This window comes from Streptacidiphilus melanogenes (assembly GCF_000787835.1).
GTDB lineage: Bacteria > Actinomycetota > Actinomycetes > Streptomycetales > Streptomycetaceae > Streptacidiphilus > Streptacidiphilus melanogenes.
This window is the reverse complement of record NZ_BBPP01000007.1, coordinates 43,120-59,177: the sequence shown is the minus strand read 5'-3', so window position 1 is coordinate 59,177 and position 16,058 is coordinate 43,120. Positions and strand designations below refer to the sequence as shown.

At 71.9% G+C, this 16,058-nt stretch carries 17 protein-coding genes; 4 read left to right on the top strand and 13 right to left on the bottom strand.

Annotated features, from left to right (window positions below; genetic code table 11):
* Positions 1-122: 122 nt before the first annotated feature.
* From TR49_RS10115 to TR49_RS46360, 4 genes are all read right to left on the bottom strand, one after another.
* A complete protein-coding gene (locus tag TR49_RS10115) occupies positions 123-767 on the bottom strand; it encodes a P-loop NTPase family protein (protein WP_042379772.1) in 645 nt (214 codons plus the stop codon).
* Between the two features lie 79 nt (positions 768-846).
* Positions 847-1,413, bottom strand: a complete 567-nt coding sequence (locus tag TR49_RS10110; RefSeq protein WP_236653298.1) for a helix-turn-helix domain-containing protein — start codon at positions 1,411-1,413, stop codon at positions 847-849.
* Positions 1,410-2,849 (bottom strand): helix-turn-helix domain-containing protein, encoded by a 1,440-nt coding sequence (locus TR49_RS10105; protein WP_236653297.1) that lies wholly within the window; start codon positions 2,847-2,849, stop codon positions 1,410-1,412. The genes TR49_RS10110 and TR49_RS10105 overlap by 4 nt, the downstream gene beginning before the upstream one ends.
* 550 nt (positions 2,850-3,399) lie before the next feature.
* The gene (locus TR49_RS46360; protein ID WP_268874064.1) at positions 3,400-3,534 is read right to left on the bottom strand and encodes a hypothetical protein; all 135 of its coding nucleotides are present in this window, start codon (positions 3,532-3,534) and stop codon (positions 3,400-3,402) included.
* A gap of 369 nt (positions 3,535-3,903) precedes the next feature.
* Here TR49_RS46360 and thpR point away from each other — a divergent pair, with 369 nt between their 5' ends.
* Positions 3,904-4,491 carry an RNA 2',3'-cyclic phosphodiesterase gene (gene thpR / locus TR49_RS10100; protein ID WP_042379768.1) on the top strand — a complete coding sequence of 196 codons (588 nt, stop codon included), beginning with the start codon at positions 3,904-3,906 and terminating at the stop codon, positions 4,489-4,491.
* 499 nt (positions 4,492-4,990) lie between these two features.
* Here the strand turns inward: thpR and TR49_RS42600 are convergent, their stop codons facing one another.
* Entirely contained in the window at positions 4,991-5,242 is a 252-nt protein-coding gene (locus TR49_RS42600; protein ID WP_152627168.1) for a hypothetical protein, read from the bottom strand.
* Positions 5,243-5,472: 230 nt separating this feature from the next.
* Here TR49_RS42600 and TR49_RS10095 point away from each other — a divergent pair, with 230 nt between their 5' ends.
* Positions 5,473-6,714, top strand: coding sequence for a glycosyltransferase 87 family protein (locus TR49_RS10095; RefSeq protein ID WP_052434162.1), 1,242 nt, complete (start codon positions 5,473-5,475; stop codon positions 6,712-6,714).
* 78 nt (positions 6,715-6,792) lie between these two features.
* On the opposite strand, the gene TR49_RS10090 is transcribed toward TR49_RS10095, so the two are convergent.
* The 6 genes from TR49_RS10090 to TR49_RS10065 form a co-directional block, all read right to left on the bottom strand.
* Complete coding sequence (locus TR49_RS10090) at positions 6,793-7,746, bottom strand: hypothetical protein (protein ID WP_042379765.1); 954 nt, start codon at positions 7,744-7,746, stop codon at positions 6,793-6,795.
* Positions 7,743-8,177 carry a hypothetical protein gene (locus tag TR49_RS10085; protein ID WP_042379762.1) on the bottom strand — a complete coding sequence of 145 codons (435 nt, stop codon included), beginning with the start codon at positions 8,175-8,177 and terminating at the stop codon, positions 7,743-7,745. The genes TR49_RS10090 and TR49_RS10085 overlap by 4 nt, the downstream gene beginning before the upstream one ends.
* A complete protein-coding gene (locus TR49_RS10080) occupies positions 8,170-9,264 on the bottom strand; it encodes a hypothetical protein (RefSeq protein ID WP_042379759.1) in 1,095 nt (364 codons plus the stop codon). The genes TR49_RS10085 and TR49_RS10080 overlap by 8 nt, the downstream gene beginning before the upstream one ends.
* Complete coding sequence (locus tag TR49_RS10075) at positions 9,264-9,971, bottom strand: WXG100-like domain-containing protein (RefSeq protein ID WP_052434161.1); 708 nt, start codon at positions 9,969-9,971, stop codon at positions 9,264-9,266. The genes TR49_RS10080 and TR49_RS10075 overlap by 1 nt, the downstream gene beginning before the upstream one ends.
* A gap of 136 nt (positions 9,972-10,107) precedes the next feature.
* Positions 10,108-10,605 carry a hypothetical protein gene (locus TR49_RS10070; protein ID WP_042379753.1) on the bottom strand — a complete coding sequence of 166 codons (498 nt, stop codon included), beginning with the start codon at positions 10,603-10,605 and terminating at the stop codon, positions 10,108-10,110.
* Between the two features lie 107 nt (positions 10,606-10,712).
* Positions 10,713-11,276 carry a GNAT family N-acetyltransferase gene (locus TR49_RS10065; RefSeq protein WP_042379750.1) on the bottom strand — a complete coding sequence of 188 codons (564 nt, stop codon included), beginning with the start codon at positions 11,274-11,276 and terminating at the stop codon, positions 10,713-10,715.
* A gap of 51 nt (positions 11,277-11,327) precedes the next feature.
* On the opposite strand from TR49_RS10065, the gene TR49_RS10060 reads away from it, so the two are divergent.
* Both TR49_RS10060 and TR49_RS10055 read left to right on the top strand, forming a co-directional pair.
* Complete coding sequence (locus TR49_RS10060; protein ID WP_042379749.1) at positions 11,328-12,188, top strand: SCO6745 family protein; 861 nt, start codon at positions 11,328-11,330, stop codon at positions 12,186-12,188.
* Between the two features lie 181 nt (positions 12,189-12,369).
* Positions 12,370-14,007: a GMC oxidoreductase gene (locus tag TR49_RS10055; RefSeq protein ID WP_042379747.1), complete on the top strand. Its 1,638-nt coding sequence runs from the start codon at positions 12,370-12,372 to the stop codon at positions 14,005-14,007.
* A 43-nt stretch (positions 14,008-14,050) separates the two neighbouring features.
* Here the strand turns inward: TR49_RS10055 and TR49_RS10050 are convergent, their stop codons facing one another.
* Positions 14,051-14,752, bottom strand: a complete 702-nt coding sequence (locus TR49_RS10050; RefSeq protein ID WP_042379745.1) for a hypothetical protein — start codon at positions 14,750-14,752, stop codon at positions 14,051-14,053.
* A 36-nt stretch (positions 14,753-14,788) separates the two neighbouring features.
* Positions 14,789-16,039 (bottom strand): phosphoserine phosphatase SerB, encoded by a 1,251-nt coding sequence (serB, locus tag TR49_RS10045; protein ID WP_042379743.1) that lies wholly within the window; start codon positions 16,037-16,039, stop codon positions 14,789-14,791.
* Between the last annotated feature and the right edge of the window lie 19 nt (positions 16,040-16,058).

Sequence of the window (16,058 nt, the reverse complement as noted above, 5' to 3'; positions counted from 1 at the left end):
TTCGCCGGTGATCACCAGGTCCGCCGGCCGGGCCGTGGCCGCCATCGGCAGCGCCGTGCTCTGGCCGGCGACGGCCGCGTCGGTAGTGCGGGCGCGCAGGGGTGCGCTGCGGTCGGTGGGGGTCACAACTGGTCTCCGATCGGGGGCAGCAGGCCGAGGGTGGTCATCTCGGTGACGAGTTCGTCGTAGGCGGAGCCGCGCGCGGTGACGGGCCGCAGCATGGACTGGGCGTAGAGCTGGGCGTTGGGGATGGTGGTGGTGAACACGTTCCAGCCGCGGTCGCGAAGGTAGGTGCGGTGGTCGTTGGTGGCCTTGGCCCCGGCGACGGTGCGGTTGAGCAGCACCCACGTCGCGGGCGGCTTCCCGTCGGGCCGTAGGACGGCGACGTCGTCGATGAGTTGGTCCATCGGCAAGCGCTCGATGCGGTCGATGTCGGCGATGGTGGGCGCGGTGTTGAGGATGGCCAGGTCGGCGATGCGCAGGACGGACTGGACGATGGTCCGGTGGTCCTCGGCGTGGCCGCAGTCCACGACGCCGATCTGACCAGGGCGCAGGGCCTGCGGAGCGTTCTTGTAGAACAGCGGTGAGGCCAGCTGCAGCACCGGGAAGGGGAACCCGCCAGCGCAGGCATCCCACTCGGCGAGCTGACGGCTGTAGTCGGCCTCGAACGCCGCCACCGGGTAGCCGCGCTCCTGCAGCGCGTGGCTGTGCCAGCCGACGGAGGTGGTCTTCCCGCCGGTGCGCGGGCTGATGTGAGCAATGATCATGGTGTGGTCCTTCCGTTGAGTGCGAGAAGTTGTCGGCGGGTTCGGCGTGCGGCGCTCATTGGCCGCATCGGACTCCCCGTCACGGTGGTGCTGTGGCGGGGCCGGTGATGGTTCGGCCGTGGGGGCGCAGGACGGTGCCTGCGCGGTGCAGCAGCCGGTAGACGGTCGACGGTGAGCACTCGTGCACGGCGGCCAGCGCGGGCACGCTGACCCCCGCCTCGTACCAGCGCCGCAGCTCATCCATCTGCTGCTGGCGCTCGGCCTCGTGCCCTGCGCGGTTCAGTGTTCGGGTCTCGGCGCTGGAGCGCAGGACGGTTCCGGCCTCGCGAAGCAGCCGGCGCACCGTCCGCGCCGACAGGCCGTGCCGTTCGGCGAGGGCCGTGACCGTGGCGCCGCCCTGGTAGGTGGTGCGCAGCCGGTTGGCTAGGCGGGCGCGGTCGGGGCCCTGGCGAAGTGCTAGGGTCTGCTGCTGGGTGCGCATGGGGGTGTCGACCATCCGCAACCGGTTCAGGACTGTGGACGGGGACAGGCCGGTGGCGGTGGCGAGCTCGCGCACAGTTGCCCCGTGGCGGTAGCGGGCGGCCATGTCGAGTGCCTGTCGCTGGCGGGCAGGACCCCAGCCGGAGGGGCGGGCGGGTGTGGTCATGCTGCGGTCTCCCATTCGTGCAGGGCGGTGGTGTGGGCGGCGACGAGTTCGTCGTAGCTGCGGTCGTCGCCAGGGCTGAGGAGGATCAGGCGTCCGTCGGTGGCGACCTGCCAGCCCGACACGGGCCGCCCGGTGATCGGGTCCAAAACGGTGCCGCCGGGGCCACGCCAGCCGGTGGGGATCTCGTCAGCGCGAGGACCGGGCACCAACACGGTTCGGCCGTCGACCACGGCCGTCCGTGCGGGGCTGCGCCGCTCCTCCAGGGCCGCGAGGGTGGCGCGGTAGGCAGCACGTTCCGCCGCGTGCAGAGCGTGCCGGGCAGCCCCGATGCCGGCGGTGCCGCAGGCGGCCGCGAGGACGTCCCACCCGACAACGGCGGGCTCGGGCTCGACCGCAAGGGCGGTAACAGCCTCGGGGACGCTGTTACCGATCCCCCGCAGCGCCTGGGTGGTGAGTGACCAGCCCTCGCCGGACCGCTGGACCAGGCCGTGGCCTTCCAAGCGGGCGATGGTGCGGTAGGCGGTCGCCCGCGACAGCGACGCGGAGACCGTGAGCTCGCCGGGAGTCTGGCCGGGGCGAGCATGCAGAGCGCCGATGACCATCAACGCAGAGGAACCCAGCGCGTTGTGGGCGAACGCGTCGTGCCCCATGAGCAGGCCGATGACCCGGGAATCGACGTCAGCCCCGGTGTCCGTCTCAGGGGTGGTCCACTCCCCAAGCTCCCCGTCGGGGGGGCACTGACTGGGCTGATCATGAGACACAGCGGCGGGTTGAGGGTCGGCGGGGCCGTCGGCGAGGTACCAGGTCGAGCCCTCGGTGCCGTAGCCGACGCGAAGCCGACGCAGCCAGCCGCCCGGCTTGAGGACCAGCTCGTAAGCCTGCCGCAGGGTCTGCCGGGAGATCCCGGCCTCCTCCGCCGCCTGCCGCTCACTCGCGAAGTGCAGGCGGCCCCCGGCGGCCTGGGCGAAGTTCAGGTGCGCTCGCAGCACCCGCAGCGCGGTCCGGCCCCGCTCACCGCGCCACGCGGTGGTCTCGATGCACTCCCGCAGCCGCGCCAGGTCCTCGTGCACTCCCTCGCGGGATGCGACGTCCGTGGTGCTCTCGACCAGGGCGGTGGCGCTGGACCAGACGCGCTCGACATATCCCTGGGCGCGGGCGTGCCCGGACCGCAGCGCGATCACCTGCGCGTGGCGGCCGCCCTCGTGTTCCGGGTGCAACAGCAGCCGGGTCAGCTGCTCGACCGTCCCGCCGGCGCGGGCCACGTGGCAGGCGATCGCCGCGGTGATCCGGTGGCCGTGCTCGGACTCCGCCTGCCGCCGCTCCCGCGGCCGGACCGCCCCGTCGCCAGCGAGCCGGGAGTAGGCGCCGGTCGCGTACCGGCCACCGAGATCACCCAGCAGGATTAGATCCGCTGCCGCGTGCGGCAGACCCGCCAAACCGAGTGCCGCGGAGCTACCCGGGCGTCCCGCGCCGGGTTGGGTCGAAACCGCTTCCTCGGACCGCTGCCGAGGGAAGACAGGAGATGGCATCCTGGTCGTGTCTCGCAAGGACGTGGACACCACCACCGAGGCCCGTCAAAACCGCGGGTGGTGCCCGGAACCGACCTCCAATCGGTGCCAGCGAAGCCTCCAGGACTCCACTCCTGGGGGCATTCGTACGTCCGGCACTGCTCGGAGGCAGGCCTGCGCTCGCAGCATCAGCCCGGGGCCAAGCGGGGGCCAGCGGGGCCAATCGGGGGCCAAGCAGCATGACTGCCTGTGACGCCCTCTGACTGCCTCTGACTGCCATTCCCGCAGGTCACGACCGGTTCGCTACCCCGTCGGTGCAGGTCGGAAAGGTGGGGCGGAAGAACCCGGCGTACAGGCCGACTCGTCCGCTGTTCATGCCGCCGGCCTGCGGTCTCTCCCGCGGCGACTTCCCTGGACATCCCTCGCGACCGTGTACGGATCGCGCGCTGAAAGCGATCTCTGAGAGCGGCCCCGGGCGTCACGTAAGGTGCACGAAAACGGCGGAATACCCAACATCACGCCCGTCCTGATCACCATCGGCCGCCCGTTCCAGCAGTTCGGGAATCTCAGCCGCCACGCCGTAGACGTCCTGCAGAGTCGACCAGTCGATCACCCGCCGATTCAAGCATGCTGTCGAAGGCCACGTGGATCCAGCTACGCCGCCGACGCGGCCGATGGCCCAGCGTCCTGTCGACCGTCCGGCACAGCGGCGACCGCTACCGGCTGGTCACGACGTTCCATCAGGGCTAAAGCAGGCCGGGCACGCCTACCAGCCACGGTCCGCCCCAGTCCCACAATCGCAGCGGGGTGTCGGCCGTGGTCTTGCGGCCCCTGCACAGGGCCGACCGTGTCCTGCACGGCATCCGCTCCGCCAGGCAGCGACGCGCGCACACCGGTCGGACGGCCGGATCGGTCGTCCCGCCCCCGGACCGACCCGCAGGCGCAGGCGGGGCGGGAACAGCAGGGATGCTAGAAAGCCCTGGTGACCGATCATCCCCACCAGTCCTCGACCGTGCGCCTGTTCGTTGCCCTGGCCCCGCCCGACGACGCCAAGGAAGAGCTGGCGGCCGCCCTGCAGCCCGCCTACGAGAAGTACTCCCACCTCCGGTGGAACCGGATCGAGGACTGGCACATCACGCTGGCGTTCCTCGGCGAGCTCTCAGTCACGACCGTCCCGCTCCTGCGACCGGCCCTCGCTCAGCTGGCCGCCGATCGCCCCTCCCTGGCCCTGCGTCTGAACGGCGGCGGCCACTTCGACGAACGGCTGTTGTGGGCCGGGATCGAGGGGGAGCTCGACGGCCTCCACAGCCTCGCTGATGAAGTTCGCGACTCGGTGCGAGCCTGCGGCATCTCCTTCCAGGAGCGCCCGCTGCGCCCACACCTGACGTTGGCCCGGGCCAAGCGCGGCCAGGAGGCCGGCATCCTGTCCGCATCCGCGGGCCTCGCCGACTTCACCGGCCGCAGGTGGCAGGCCGCACGCCTCCACCTGGTCGGCAGCAACATAGGCCGCGGCCCCGGTGTGATTCGCTACCGCGACATCGAGGCCTGGCGGTTCGCCGGCGAATCCTGACCATCCCTGGCCGCCCCCGGTCCGCGCGGCCTGGCCCCGGACTGCCTGGTGGCGGTCTCCGGAGATCATCCTTGGAGGATGCAGTGGAAGATCCCGGGTTCCGCGTCGGGCTCGGCGAGGACGGACCCCAGGAGCTGGACGCCGTTCAAGCGGTTCGGGCGGTGACCGGCCTGAGCGCGTGGCGGAGCAAGCAACTGCTCGGCTCCGCGCCAACCACGATCCTGGAGGTGACCTGGTTCGAGCGGGCAACAGCCGCAGCAAGGCGCCTCAACGCTGTCGGCGTGCGAGCCCAACTCTCCTGCGACTGGTGCAAGCGCGAGTTTCCCCTCAGGACTGCCCCGTCGATCTGGGGCCGTGCTCTTCGCCGTACCGGCCGACGACAAACTGCCAAGCGAGCCAACCTCGACGTTGAGCGGAGATCCGGTCGAGTGTTCCGAAAGTCGCCCACTACGCGTCGGCGACGCCGGTCCCGGACCGCCGGGGCCGGGCTTCGATGCGGCTAACCGTCGAGGTCGAACAGCGGAACGTCGATGGTGGGCGCCGGTGGGTCGCCCTGGCCGCCGCGCAGGAGCATCGCTCCCATGACGTCGCCGAACCCGAACACCGACCGTCGGGCCGCGACCGGCACCTGGTCGCTGATCCATGCCAGTAGTCGGCGCGGAAGCGGACGACAAAGGTCCAGGTGTGCAACCCGCTCGGTCTTATCGCAATTCGCCCGTTCCGGGTTGCATTCGAACCACCCGGTGGTCACAACTGGGCGTGGTAGCCTCCCGAAGCCCTACCGGTTTTCGACATGCCCGCAGTAGCGGCTGCCAAGGGCGCGGCAGTGCCCGGTGAACGCCGACGGCCCCGCGCGGTGCCGGTTACGCAGGAGGATGGACCATGGCCGCCGAGGCCGGCATAGAGCCGCCAGTCAGTCGGGAACGCGTTCGTGTACAGAGCGGGCGGAGGGGCCTGCCCTCCTGGCTGATCGTCCCCGGTGTGGTCGTCGCCACCGCGGCGCTGTGGGCCTGGCTGGCGTGGATGGACAGCCACCGGAGCGGCATGGGGTCCACGCTGGACCTGCAGGTGTACTACGACGGCGGCAAGGCGCTGCGCAGCAGCGACCACCTGTACACCGGCAGCTACACGTGGGTGCGGCTGCCCTTCACCTATCCCCCGTTCTCGGCGATGGTGTTCGCCGCCGCCTCCTTCCTCAAGTTCGTCCACGTCCAGGTCCTGATGGCCGCCGGCACGGTCCTCGCGCTGTTCACGACGGCCTGGCTGTGCCTGGGGCGCCTGGGCCACCGGGCCTCACTGGGGCGCGTCGGCGCGACGCTGCTGGCGGGTGGGATCGCGCTGGGGACCGAGCCGGTGCAGCAGACGCTGTCCTTCGGGCAGGTCAACGCCTGGCTCATGGTGGTCGTGGTCGCCGACCTGTGCCTGCCCGACCGGTTCCGCGGCAAGGGCGTCGGCGTCGGTCTGGCGGCGGGCTTCAAGCTCGTCCCGGCGGTCTTCATCCCCTACCTGTTGCTCACCCGCCGCTGGCGGGCCGCCGCGGTCGCGACCGGGACGTTCGTGCTGACCGTCGTCGGTTCGTTCGCGCTGTTCCCCACGGAGGCGCGGCAGTACTGGGGCGGGCTGTTCTTCGACTCCGCGCGGATGGGTGGGGTCGAGTACGTCGGCAACCAGTCGCTCCACGGCATGATCGACCGGGCTCTGCACGGCGGCGCGGCCGTCCAGGCGGTGTGGTTCGTGGTCGCCGGCACGGTCGCCGTGGTCGGGCTCCTGCTCGCCGCACGCCTGCACCGGCGCGGCGAGGAGATGCCCGCGATCCTGGTCACCGGCGTCGTCGGGCTGCTGGCCTCGCCCATCTCCTGGTCCCACCACTGGGTGTGGATCCTGCCCGCGCTGATCGTCGCCGCCGACTGGGCCGCGCGGAGCGCCCGTGGCGTCCTGAACCCTCGGTGGCTCGTGCCGCTCACGGCGCTGCTGCTCTTCGCGGCCTGGCCCCGCTACCAGGGCGCCCAGGCGGGCACCCTGCCCTCGGGCATCATCTGGTGGGTCCCCTACGACAACCACGCCGAGTTCGGCTGGCACGGGTCGCAGATCCTGCAGGGGGAGCTGTACACCCTCGTCGGCGTCGCCTTCCTCGGCGTGCTCGCCCTCCACGCGCTGCGGCAGCGTCGAGCACGGAAGCTCAGCTCCCCGGCGATCGGCGTCCCGGCCGAAGCCGCCGGCTGACCGGTGACCGGTGACGGAAGACGCCAGACGGCCGACCGGACGGCTTTGCGCTGACGGCTCTGCGCTGACGTCTCCGGCTCAGCCGAGCTGTGGCTGGACGCCGATCCGGCGGGTTTCCTCGGTCAGCTCGCCCAGTTCCGACCTCGGGGCCCGGGTTCGCCAGGCGTGGCGGCCTGCCGGGGTGAGGCCCAGGTCGGCGGCCTGTTCCGCGTTGCCGGTGGTGAGCGCGAGCGTGGCGGTGTCCGCGTCGAGGGCCAGGACCTCGAAGGGGGCCTCGCGCCAGATGGTGAGCAGGCGCCGGTAGAGGACCTCGTCGCACTGGCCCTCGGCGAGGCGGCGGGACATCACCGAGCCGTCGTCCGCGGTGCGGTAGGAGGTCAGCTCGCCCGCGTCCGGCCCGAAGTCGGACGGGTACGGGGCGCCCTGGTGGACAGCGGTCAGGCCGCGGTCCACGCTGCCGGCGGGCACCTGTGCGGCGCCGCCGGGGGTGAGGCCGCGCCGCTCGGCGGCGGGGTAGGAGCGCCAGCCGGCGTAGCGGCCCGCGTAGGCGGCCAGGCCGACCTCGTAACCCTCGCCGCCCTCCTCGGCCATGTGCCAGATCTCGGCGCCGATCGGCGCCTCCGCGAGTTCCATCCAGTACTCGGGCACGGCCGCCGGGGCGTACCTGGTGTACCCCGTGCCGAGGAACGGGTCCGGGAGGACGAGGGTGGAGCCCAGCCGGGCCGCACTCTCGGTCGTCCGCCCGCCGAAGGACGCGCGGAAGAGGCCGGGCCAGCCCGCCAGGAACCGGATCACGAACAGCCCGTCGCCCGCCGGGAAGTCGGCACCCGCCTCGGTCAGGCCGTGGACCGCGCGCGCCTGCGCGCCGGAGTCGACGCGCGCCACGTCGACCATCCGGGAGCACAGCCCCCACATCCGGAAGGGCTCGAACAGCCCCGGTACGACCGCGTTGCCGACGTACTGCCGCGCGAGGGCGCGGGTGATCGGCAGCTGCATGATCGTCCGCGGGGTGAGGCCCGGGGTGGTGGTCATCGGTGGTGCTCTTCCTTCCATTCCGCCAGCAGGTCCGTCCGGTGCTCGGTGAGGCCTCTGATCTCGTCGAGGGGGAAGGTACCCAGGTACGCGTCGGCTTCGATACGGCGCAGGTGGTCCGCGACCCGCCACAGTTCCTGCCCCGCGTACCAGCCCGTGATCTGTCCCCCCGCGGAGCCCACGGCGTCGAACGGCTGGCCGTGCCACCGGAAGGTCCACCGGGTGCGATACCAGGCCTCGAGCTGCTCGGGCGCGGCGAAGAAGACCCGGGTGGGGGCGTTCGGATCCGGCGTGAGATCCGCCGGGACGGGATCGCCCTCCTCGATGAGTGCGAGGGAGACCCGGGAGGAGTCGCCGTCGCCGAAGACGGCGTAGAGGTTCCCCTGGTGGACCGCGAACTCCCCGGCCCGGTACCGCCGTCTCTCAGCCATCGACCCTGTTCCAGACGCCCTTGTAGTAGTAGCCCACCATCGACTCCCCGCCGTCCGGGGTCATCCTCCAGATCTCCGCGCGCGCACCGAAGTTCGTCCCTCTCGGGGCCAGCCACTCCGGAACGCCGCCCGCGGTGTAGCCGGTGCCGGTGAAGGGATCCTCCATCACCGAGCCGGTCGCGTCGTGCCCGGAGGCGATCGTGGCGACCGCATTCGCCCGTTGCTGTGGCGAGGGGTCGGTTTTGGGGTCGGTCTTCGGGTCGCCGACCGCGCCGTAGCTGGGCGCGGCGCGGTCGCCGAGGCCCTTGGGGGCCGGGAATCGCAGTTGGTAGGCCTCGGGGGCGCCCTCCGGGACAGGTGTCCAGCCCTGGCCCTTGTCGTCCAGGGCGAGGCCGTCGCGCAGGTGGGCCGGGGTGGTCAGGTCGGCCGTGTCGGTGCCGCGGGCGATGGAGTTCCCGAAGGTGGTCGGGTCGAACGTGTCGGGGCCGAACAGGTCGTGGTCGTTGTCCAGGTAGCCGTCGACCAGCCTCCTGTTGACGACCTTGGTGACGATCTGCCCGTCGCCGATCCGGATCCGGTTGCGGACCTCGCCCACCTGGCGGATCTGTTCCGGCGTCAGGTCGCTTGTGGGGCGCAGGCGCAGCCGGTCGTACTCCTCGCGGCCGAGGCCGGTGCCCTCCAGGGCCTTGTCGATCTCGTCGTCGAAGTTCGGCGAGTCGCGCAGTGCGTCGTTGCCGAACCGCGGCCGGGAGAGGTCGGCGGCGGCCGTGCCGTCGTCCTGGACGAGGGCCTGCTCGATCCTGTTGGCGTGGACCGGGACTTCGGGGACCGGTCCCGGGGCGTCCGCCGAGGCCCCGGAGGAAGTCGTCCGCGGGGACGGCAGCGGCGGCTTGTCCTTCGGCAGCCTGGACCGGAAGTCCTCCGCGGTCCGCGCCTCGTTCTCCGCGTGGTCGGCGAGGTTCTTCGAGCCCTTCTCCACCGCCGAGTCGACGACGTGCGCGTTCCTCTCGGCGATCTTCGGCAGTGCGTCCTGGGCGTCGCGCCTCAGTGCGTGGAAGACAGCCTTCTCCTCGCCGCCCGCGGCCATCAGAAGGCCAGCCCCTCGAGACCGCCGTGCAGCCTTTGCGCGTGGCCGCGGAAGGTCTCCGCGTGTCCGCGCAGGACGTCCAGGTGGGCGCGGGCGGCCTCGTGGTCGATCGAGAAGCCCTCGACGGCGCCGCCGTCGGTGGCGGTGGAGGTCTGCGACCAGTCGAGACCGGACACGGCGGCCTCGATCCTCGCGAACAGCGGCTTGGCCGCGGCCTCGACGATCTCGCCGGTGACGTACTGGATGATCTGCTGCTTGAGGGTCTCCAGCAGCTTCCTGCCCGCCTCGACGATCACCGGGACCGCCGCCTCGGCGAGCCCTGCGGTGGCCACGGCGGCCGCCTGGTCGGCGACGAACGCGGCCGCCATGGCGACCAGTTCAGCGATCGCCTCGACCTTCTGCGCGACGATCACCTCCGCGCCGAGGTCCAACGCGTCCGCAAGGATGCCGCAGCCCTCGACCAGCTCGTGGACGTGCCGCTCGGAGAGCTGTGCCCAGCCCGACTGCATCCGCTGGGTGGCCGCGCCCTGGTAGGCCTGGGCGAAGCCGGCGATCGCCGCGGTCGCGTCCTGGTGGGTCTGCTCGACGGCCTGTCCGAACTCGCGGACCATCGTCGCGAACTGACGGACGTCGTCCTCGTTGAGGTAAGGCCAGGGGACGCCGATCACGTTGAGGAAGGTCACCACCGGACCCGGCAGGTCGTCCACCGCCAAGGCAATCCCCCATGCTGGTCACGGAACGTGGCGGCACGCATCCTATCGAGAGGTCCGAGGGAAGGCAGAAAGCCCGAGCGGGGCGGCCGGTGTCCGGTCGCCCCGCTCGGGCTTCGATCGGTCGCGGGTCTCAGGCCGCGCGGTGCGGGTCACCGTAGGGGTTGCGGGTCGGGTCGTCGAGGGTGGGGAGGCGGCCCTCCTTGCGGGCGCGGCGGGCATCGTCGAGCCACTCCCGGGTGAAGATCGCGGCGACGGCGGCGACGCCGGCCCGCAGCACGCGGATCTCGCTGTTGTCGGCGGCGCCGACGAGGCGGACCCGGCGGGTGGCGGGGAGTGCGGTGCCCTTCTCGGCGTCCTTCACCTTGCCGCGGCCGGTCCACTGCACGTCCCAGTGGTCCACCTCGGTCTCCTCCGGCAGCAGCAGCTTGACCGAGGCGCGGCGCAGGTCGACGTGGATCTCGAGGTCGGCGGGCAGCTCGGGCGAGCGGAGGTCGAGGACCACGGCGCCGCCGCGGGCGCGGATCTCGAAGGAGTCGGCGGTGGTCCAGTGGCCCAGCCGCTTGACGACCGTGTGGTCGACGTTGAAGCGCTCGACGTGCCTGGTCGGGGTGAACGTGTACTCGGCCATGTCAGTGGACCCTTCCGTGCGTGCGAGGACTGTGGTTGTTCGGTGCTCCGTCGGTGCGGGGCCGTTCCTTTCGATGGCTCTATAGTTGCATTGAGACTAGTCCTCTGTCAACTAGTGTCGGTGGGCCTAGCCGCCGCCCGGTCACGGAAGCCCGGATAGCCGAGGATGCGCAGGCGCTCGGCCGGGTCGAGCGGGTAGGGGACCTCCAGACCGGTCGGGACGAACCCGACGCGGAGGTAGAAGGCCTGCGCGCGGGCGTTGGACTCGTGGACGCCCAGCGTGAGGTGGCCGACGTCGATGTGGGTGCGGGCGAACGCGACGGCTGCCGCCACCAGGTCGGCCGCCGGTCCGGAGCGGCCCCGGTGGGCGGGGGTGACGTAGACGCCGTGGACGTGCGCGTGGTCCGGGACGTCCGGGATGGGCGCGGCTCCGGCCGTGCCGAGCCAGGAGCCGTCGGGGCCGACCGCGACGAAGAGGGCCGTGGACGCGCCGGTGGCCGCCTCGGCGGCCTGGGCGCGCCAGGCGTCGTCCGGCAGCGCCTCACTGGCGGCGTAGGTGATGCTGAACGCCGTCGGCGCGTCCCGGAGCGCCTCCAGGCGCAGGGCGCGCAGCTCGCGCCACTCCCCCGGCTCGATGCGGCGGACCCGGTAGGCAGGTGTGAGCTCGGTCATGCGTCGATCTTCGCCCACCCGGCGGGGTTCGGGCCGGGTAGCGTCGTGCGCATGACCTCGACCCTCGCACGCGCACTGTGGCTGCGGACCGAACCCCTGCACGCCGTCGTCTACTTCGACCCCGAGTGCCGGGGCCTCGGCCGGGCGATGGGCCTCAAGGGCTTCTGGATGGGCTACTTCGCGATGCGGGTCGGCCCGTTGGGTCCGGTCGGCGCGGCGATCGCCGGATCGGTGCTCGGGGCGTTCGCGCCACGCAGCGTCGAACGGTCGCTGCCGGCGGCCTGGGAGGCGGTGACACCGGAACGGGCTCTGGCGGAGCGGGCCCGGGGAGCCGCCGCGGCGCTCCGCCGTGCGGTGCCGGGGATCGACGCGCTGGCCGGGGAGTTGGCGGCGCCGATGGCGGCCATGGTCGCGGACGCGCCCACCTTGGCCCGGCCGCTGTTCGCCGCCAACCAGCCGCTCGCCGAGCGGATCGCGGACCCGGTCGAGCGGCTGTGGCAACTGACCACCGGTCTGCGGGAGTTCCGCGGCGACGCGCACCTTGCCGCGCTCGCCGACCGGGAGCTGGACGGTCTGGAGTCACTGGTGCTCGCCGCCGCGACGGGTCGGGTGCCGGCCGAGACGATGCGCACGGACCGTGGCTGGACCGAGGACGAGTGGGCCGCGGCCGCCGAACGGCTGCGCGCACGCGGCCTGGTGGACGCCGACGCCCAGGCCACGGTCGGTGGGCGTGAGCTGCGACAGGCCGTAGAGGACGCGACGGACCGCCTGGCCGCACGGCTGCTTCGTCCGGTGACCGCCGAGGCGACGGACCGACTGCTCGACGGGCTCGCCGAGCCGGTGGCGCGGTTGCGCGCCGCCGGGGTCCCGCCGCGGGCGAACCCGATCGGGCTGCCGCCCCGGCAGGACTGACCCACCCGGGCCGACGGCGCCGAACCGGCGTTCGCTCTTGACTTCTCCACCTCCCGGGGCGAGATTCCAGATCCCGCCGCTGCGTGACCGGACCGAGCACCACCTCCGTTGATCCGGGCGGCGTGTCCGCGCCATGGGTCAGCTCAGCCGGGTTCCGTCGACGATCGGTGGTGGTCGAGTCATGCCTGAAAGGGTTCACAGCAGAAGAGACCTGTCGAGACGTCAGTTCCTGTCCCGAGCGGCGGTGACGGCCGGGACGCTGGCGGCGCCGGCCCTGCTCACGGCCGCCGCGGCCACGCCCGCCAGGGCGCTGGGCAACGGGGACCACGTACCGGTGCTGGTGATCGGCACGGGGTACGGCGGGTCCGTCACCGCGCTGCGGCTGACCCAGGCCGGGATCCCCGTCGCGATGGTGGAGATGGGCCGGAGCTGGACCACCCCCGGCAGCGACGGGAAGATCTTCTGCAACATGCTCAACCCGGACGGACGCGCGTACTGGCTGCGCACCCAGACGGACCAGCCGGTGAGCTACTTCCTCGGGGCGCCGTACAACAAGTCCATCCCCAGCTACACCGGCGTGCTCGACTCCGAGCACTTCGCCAACACCCGTGTGTACCAGGGCCGCGGGGTGGGCGGCGGGTCGCTGGTCAACGGCGGCATGGCCGTGGTGCCCAAGCGCTGGTACTTCGAGGAGATCCTGCCGCAGGTCGACCCGGACGCGATGTACGACGTCTACTACCCGCGCGCGAACGCCGGGTTGGGGGCCAACAGCGTCGACCCGTCCTGGTACTCCTCGGCGAGCTGCTACCAGTACGCGCGCGTCGGCTCCAGCCAGGCGGGCGACGCCGGCTTCAGCACCGTGTTCGTCCCGAACGTCTACAGCTTCCCCTACATGCAGCGGGAGCTGGCCGGGAGCGCGCCGCGCTCGGCGCTGGCGAGCGAGGTCATCTACGGGAACAACTACGGCAAGCAGTCGCTCGACAAGACCTACCTCGCGGCGGCCGCCGCGACCGGGCGGCTGTCGATCAGTCCGCTGCACAAGGTCACCTCGGTCTCCCCCGCCGCCGTGGGCTCCGGCTACACGGTGTCGATGCAGCAGCTGGACACCGGCGGCAACGTGGTGGCGGTCAAGACGGTCACCGCCGACAAGGTCTTCTTCGGCGCCGGCAGTGTGGGCACCAGCAAGCTGCTGGTCGCCCTGCGCGACACCGGTCTGCTGCCGGACCTGCCCGCCGCGGTCGGCCAGGGCTGGGGCAACAACGGAAACGTGATGGTGGGCCGCGCCAACTACCTGTGGGCGCCGACCGGTTCGCTGCAGGCGTGCATGCCGGTGCGCGGCATCGACAACTGGGACGACCCGACCTACCCCTGCTTCGCGGAGATCTCCCCGTTCCCGGCCGGCACCGAGCTGTGGATCAGCCTCTACCTGGCGATCACCAAGAACCCGAACCGGGCCACGTTCACCTACAACCCCGGGACCGGCGGCGTGGACCTGAGCTGGCAGGCCTCGTGGACGCAGCCGTCGATCACGGCCGCCGCGAACGTCTTCGACCGGATCAACAGGGCCGAGGGGACGATCTACCGCACCGATCTCTTCGGCGTCTACAAGACCTGGGGCGACGACTTCGTCTACCACCCGCTCGGCGGCTGCGTCCTGGGCCAGGCCACCGACCTGTACGGGCGGCTGCACGGCTACCCCGGCCTCTACGTCACCGACGGTTCGCTGATCCCCGGCAGCACCGGCGTGAACCCGTTCGTGACGATCACCGCACTGGCGGAGCGGAACATCGAGAACGTGATCGGCAACGACTTCGGCTGAGAACGGGCACAGGCACAGGTGCGGGCCGGAGCACGGGTACGGCTCAGCGACGCTCGGGCAGGCCGCTGACCAAGGCCTTCAGCCGTTCCGAGAGCCGCCGCTTGGAGGCGCGGCGCTCGGCGCGGGCGCGCTTGTTCCCGCCCTCGCGGTAGAAGCGCCGGCCCCACGGCGAGCCCGGGTAGCCGAGCCGCAGCGCCCCCCACAGCGCGAGGAAGGGGAACAGCACACCAGCGACGCCCAGGAAGAACCGCCCCTTGAGGACGGAGATCACCGACAGAGCGCAGTTGATCAGGATGAAGGTGACGAAGAACCAGGTCCCCTCCCCCGGCTGCCGCGAGAACGGGTTGGAGACCAGCAGCCCGATCCCGCCGAGGGCGGCGACGCCGACGACGGTGTCGACGGACTTGCGGCCCTCGTCTGCCCAGTAGACGTCGGACAGGTGCAGCCACAGCGCGTACTCGTCCAGGGTCAGTGCCGCGCCCACGCCGAAGGCGGCCGCCACGCAGTCGCGGAAGAGGCCGTGCGGGACGGCGAGGAACACCACCACCCCGGAGAGCAGCAGCAGGAAGATCCCAGGCACCAGGTGATGGACGTGGACCTCGCCGACCGCGACGTTCCCGAAGGGTCCGCGACCGGAGCGGATCATGCGCACGATCAGGCGGGTGAGCGTGAAGGTGGCGACGAAGGCCACCAGCATGAAGAGCAGGGCGGTGCGTCCGGTTCCGAAATGCAGCGGCAGTTGCATCCCTCGATGGTGACCGGACGCCCCCGGCCGGGTCGGCTACGGCGCGCCGACCTCGTCGAACTCGGTCTCCTCGGCGTTCTCCGCCACCTCCTCGACCTCCTCGCGGGAGATGCCGAGCAGGTAGAGCACGGTGTCGAGGAACGGGACGTTCACCGCGGTGTGCGCGGCCTCGCGGACGACCGGCTTGGCGTTGAACGCGACCCCGAGCCCGGCCGTGTTCAGCATGTCGAGATCGTTGGCGCCGTCGCCGATCGCGACGGTCTGCTCCAGCGGCACGCCCGCCTCGGCGGCGAAGCGGCGCAGCATGGCGGCCTTGCCGGCCCGGTCCACGATGTCGCCGACGACGCGGCCGGTGAAGCAGCCGTCCTCGACCTCGAGGGTGTTCGCGGCAGCGAAGTCCAACCCGAGGCGGTCGGCCAGGTCGTCAGTGACCTGGGTGAACCCGCCGGACACGATGCCGACCTGGTAACCGAGGCGCTTCAGCGTCCGGATCAGCGTGCGCGCCCCCGGCGTCAGCCGGACCTCGGAGCGGACCTTGTCCACGACGTTCGCGTCCAGCCCGGCGAGCAGGGCCACGCGGGCGCGCAGCGACTCGGCGAAGTCCAGCTCGCCGCGCATCGCGGCGGCGGTGACCTCGGCGACCTTCTCCTCGCAGCCGGCGTGTGCGGCGAAGAGCTCGATCACCTCGTCCTGGATCAGCGTCGAGTCGACGTCCATGACCACCAGCCGCTTGGCCTTGCGCTGCAGCCCGGACGCCACCACGGCCACGTCCACGCGCTGTGCGGCCGCCTCCGGCGCGAGCGCCGCCCGCAGGATCTCCGTCGGCACGCCGGACACGGCCAGCTCGACGGCGGTCACCGGGTACTTCGCGAGACGGAACACGCGGTCGATGTTGCCGCCGGTCTCGGTGATGTGCGTGCTGAGCGCGGCGATGGCGCTCGCCGGAAGCGGGTTGCCGAGGATCGTGACGTGGGAACGCCCCTCGCCGCGGGGCCGGTTGTCGCCCCGGCCGGAGATCACCTCGGCGTCGAGGTGGCTGCCCTCGGCCCACTGGTGGACCTGGGCCCGCAGCTCGCCGTCGTTGGGCGGTGCCGTCACGAGCGCGCAGAGGACTATCCGCCCCCGGGTCACGACCTGCTCGAAGTCGACGACGTCGACGCCGTAGTCGGCGAGCGTGGCGAAGAGCCCGGACGTCAGGCCGGGGCGGTCCTTACCGAACACCTTGACGAGAAGGGTCGGCGTGTCCGGATCGAGGCTGGCTGCGGTGGCGGCAGTCTTAGCGTTCATGGTGCCTCCAAGGCTACCC

What these genes read in the sequence shown, in the direction of transcription:
- serB (WP_042379743.1), bottom strand. Translation starts at nt 16,039, where the DNA reads ATGAACGCTAAGACTGCCGCCACCGCAGCCAGCCTCGATCCGGACACG.
- TR49_RS10090 (WP_042379765.1), bottom strand. Translation starts at nt 7,746, where the DNA reads ATGACCACCACCCCGGGCCTCACCCCGCGGACGATCATGCAGCTGCCG.
- TR49_RS10115 (WP_042379772.1), bottom strand. Translation starts at nt 767, where the DNA reads ATGATCATTGCTCACATCAGCCCGCGCACCGGCGGGAAGACCACCTCC.
- TR49_RS10050 (WP_042379745.1), bottom strand. Translation starts at nt 14,752, where the DNA reads ATGCAACTGCCGCTGCATTTCGGAACCGGACGCACCGCCCTGCTCTTC.
- TR49_RS10070 (WP_042379753.1), bottom strand. Translation starts at nt 10,605, where the DNA reads ATGGCCGAGTACACGTTCACCCCGACCAGGCACGTCGAGCGCTTCAAC.
- TR49_RS10110 (WP_236653298.1), bottom strand. Translation starts at nt 1,413, where the DNA reads ATGACCACACCCGCCCGCCCCTCCGGCTGGGGTCCTGCCCGCCAGCGA.
- TR49_RS10060 (WP_042379749.1), top strand. Translation starts at nt 11,328, where the DNA reads ATGACCTCGACCCTCGCACGCGCACTGTGGCTGCGGACCGAACCCCTG.
- TR49_RS10065 (WP_042379750.1), bottom strand. Translation starts at nt 11,276, where the DNA reads ATGACCGAGCTCACACCTGCCTACCGGGTCCGCCGCATCGAGCCGGGG.
- TR49_RS10055 (WP_042379747.1), top strand. Translation starts at nt 12,370, where the DNA reads ATGCCTGAAAGGGTTCACAGCAGAAGAGACCTGTCGAGACGTCAGTTC.
- TR49_RS10085 (WP_042379762.1), bottom strand. Translation starts at nt 8,177, where the DNA reads ATGGCTGAGAGACGGCGGTACCGGGCCGGGGAGTTCGCGGTCCACCAG.
- TR49_RS10080 (WP_042379759.1), bottom strand. Translation starts at nt 9,264, where the DNA reads ATGGCCGCGGGCGGCGAGGAGAAGGCTGTCTTCCACGCACTGAGGCGC.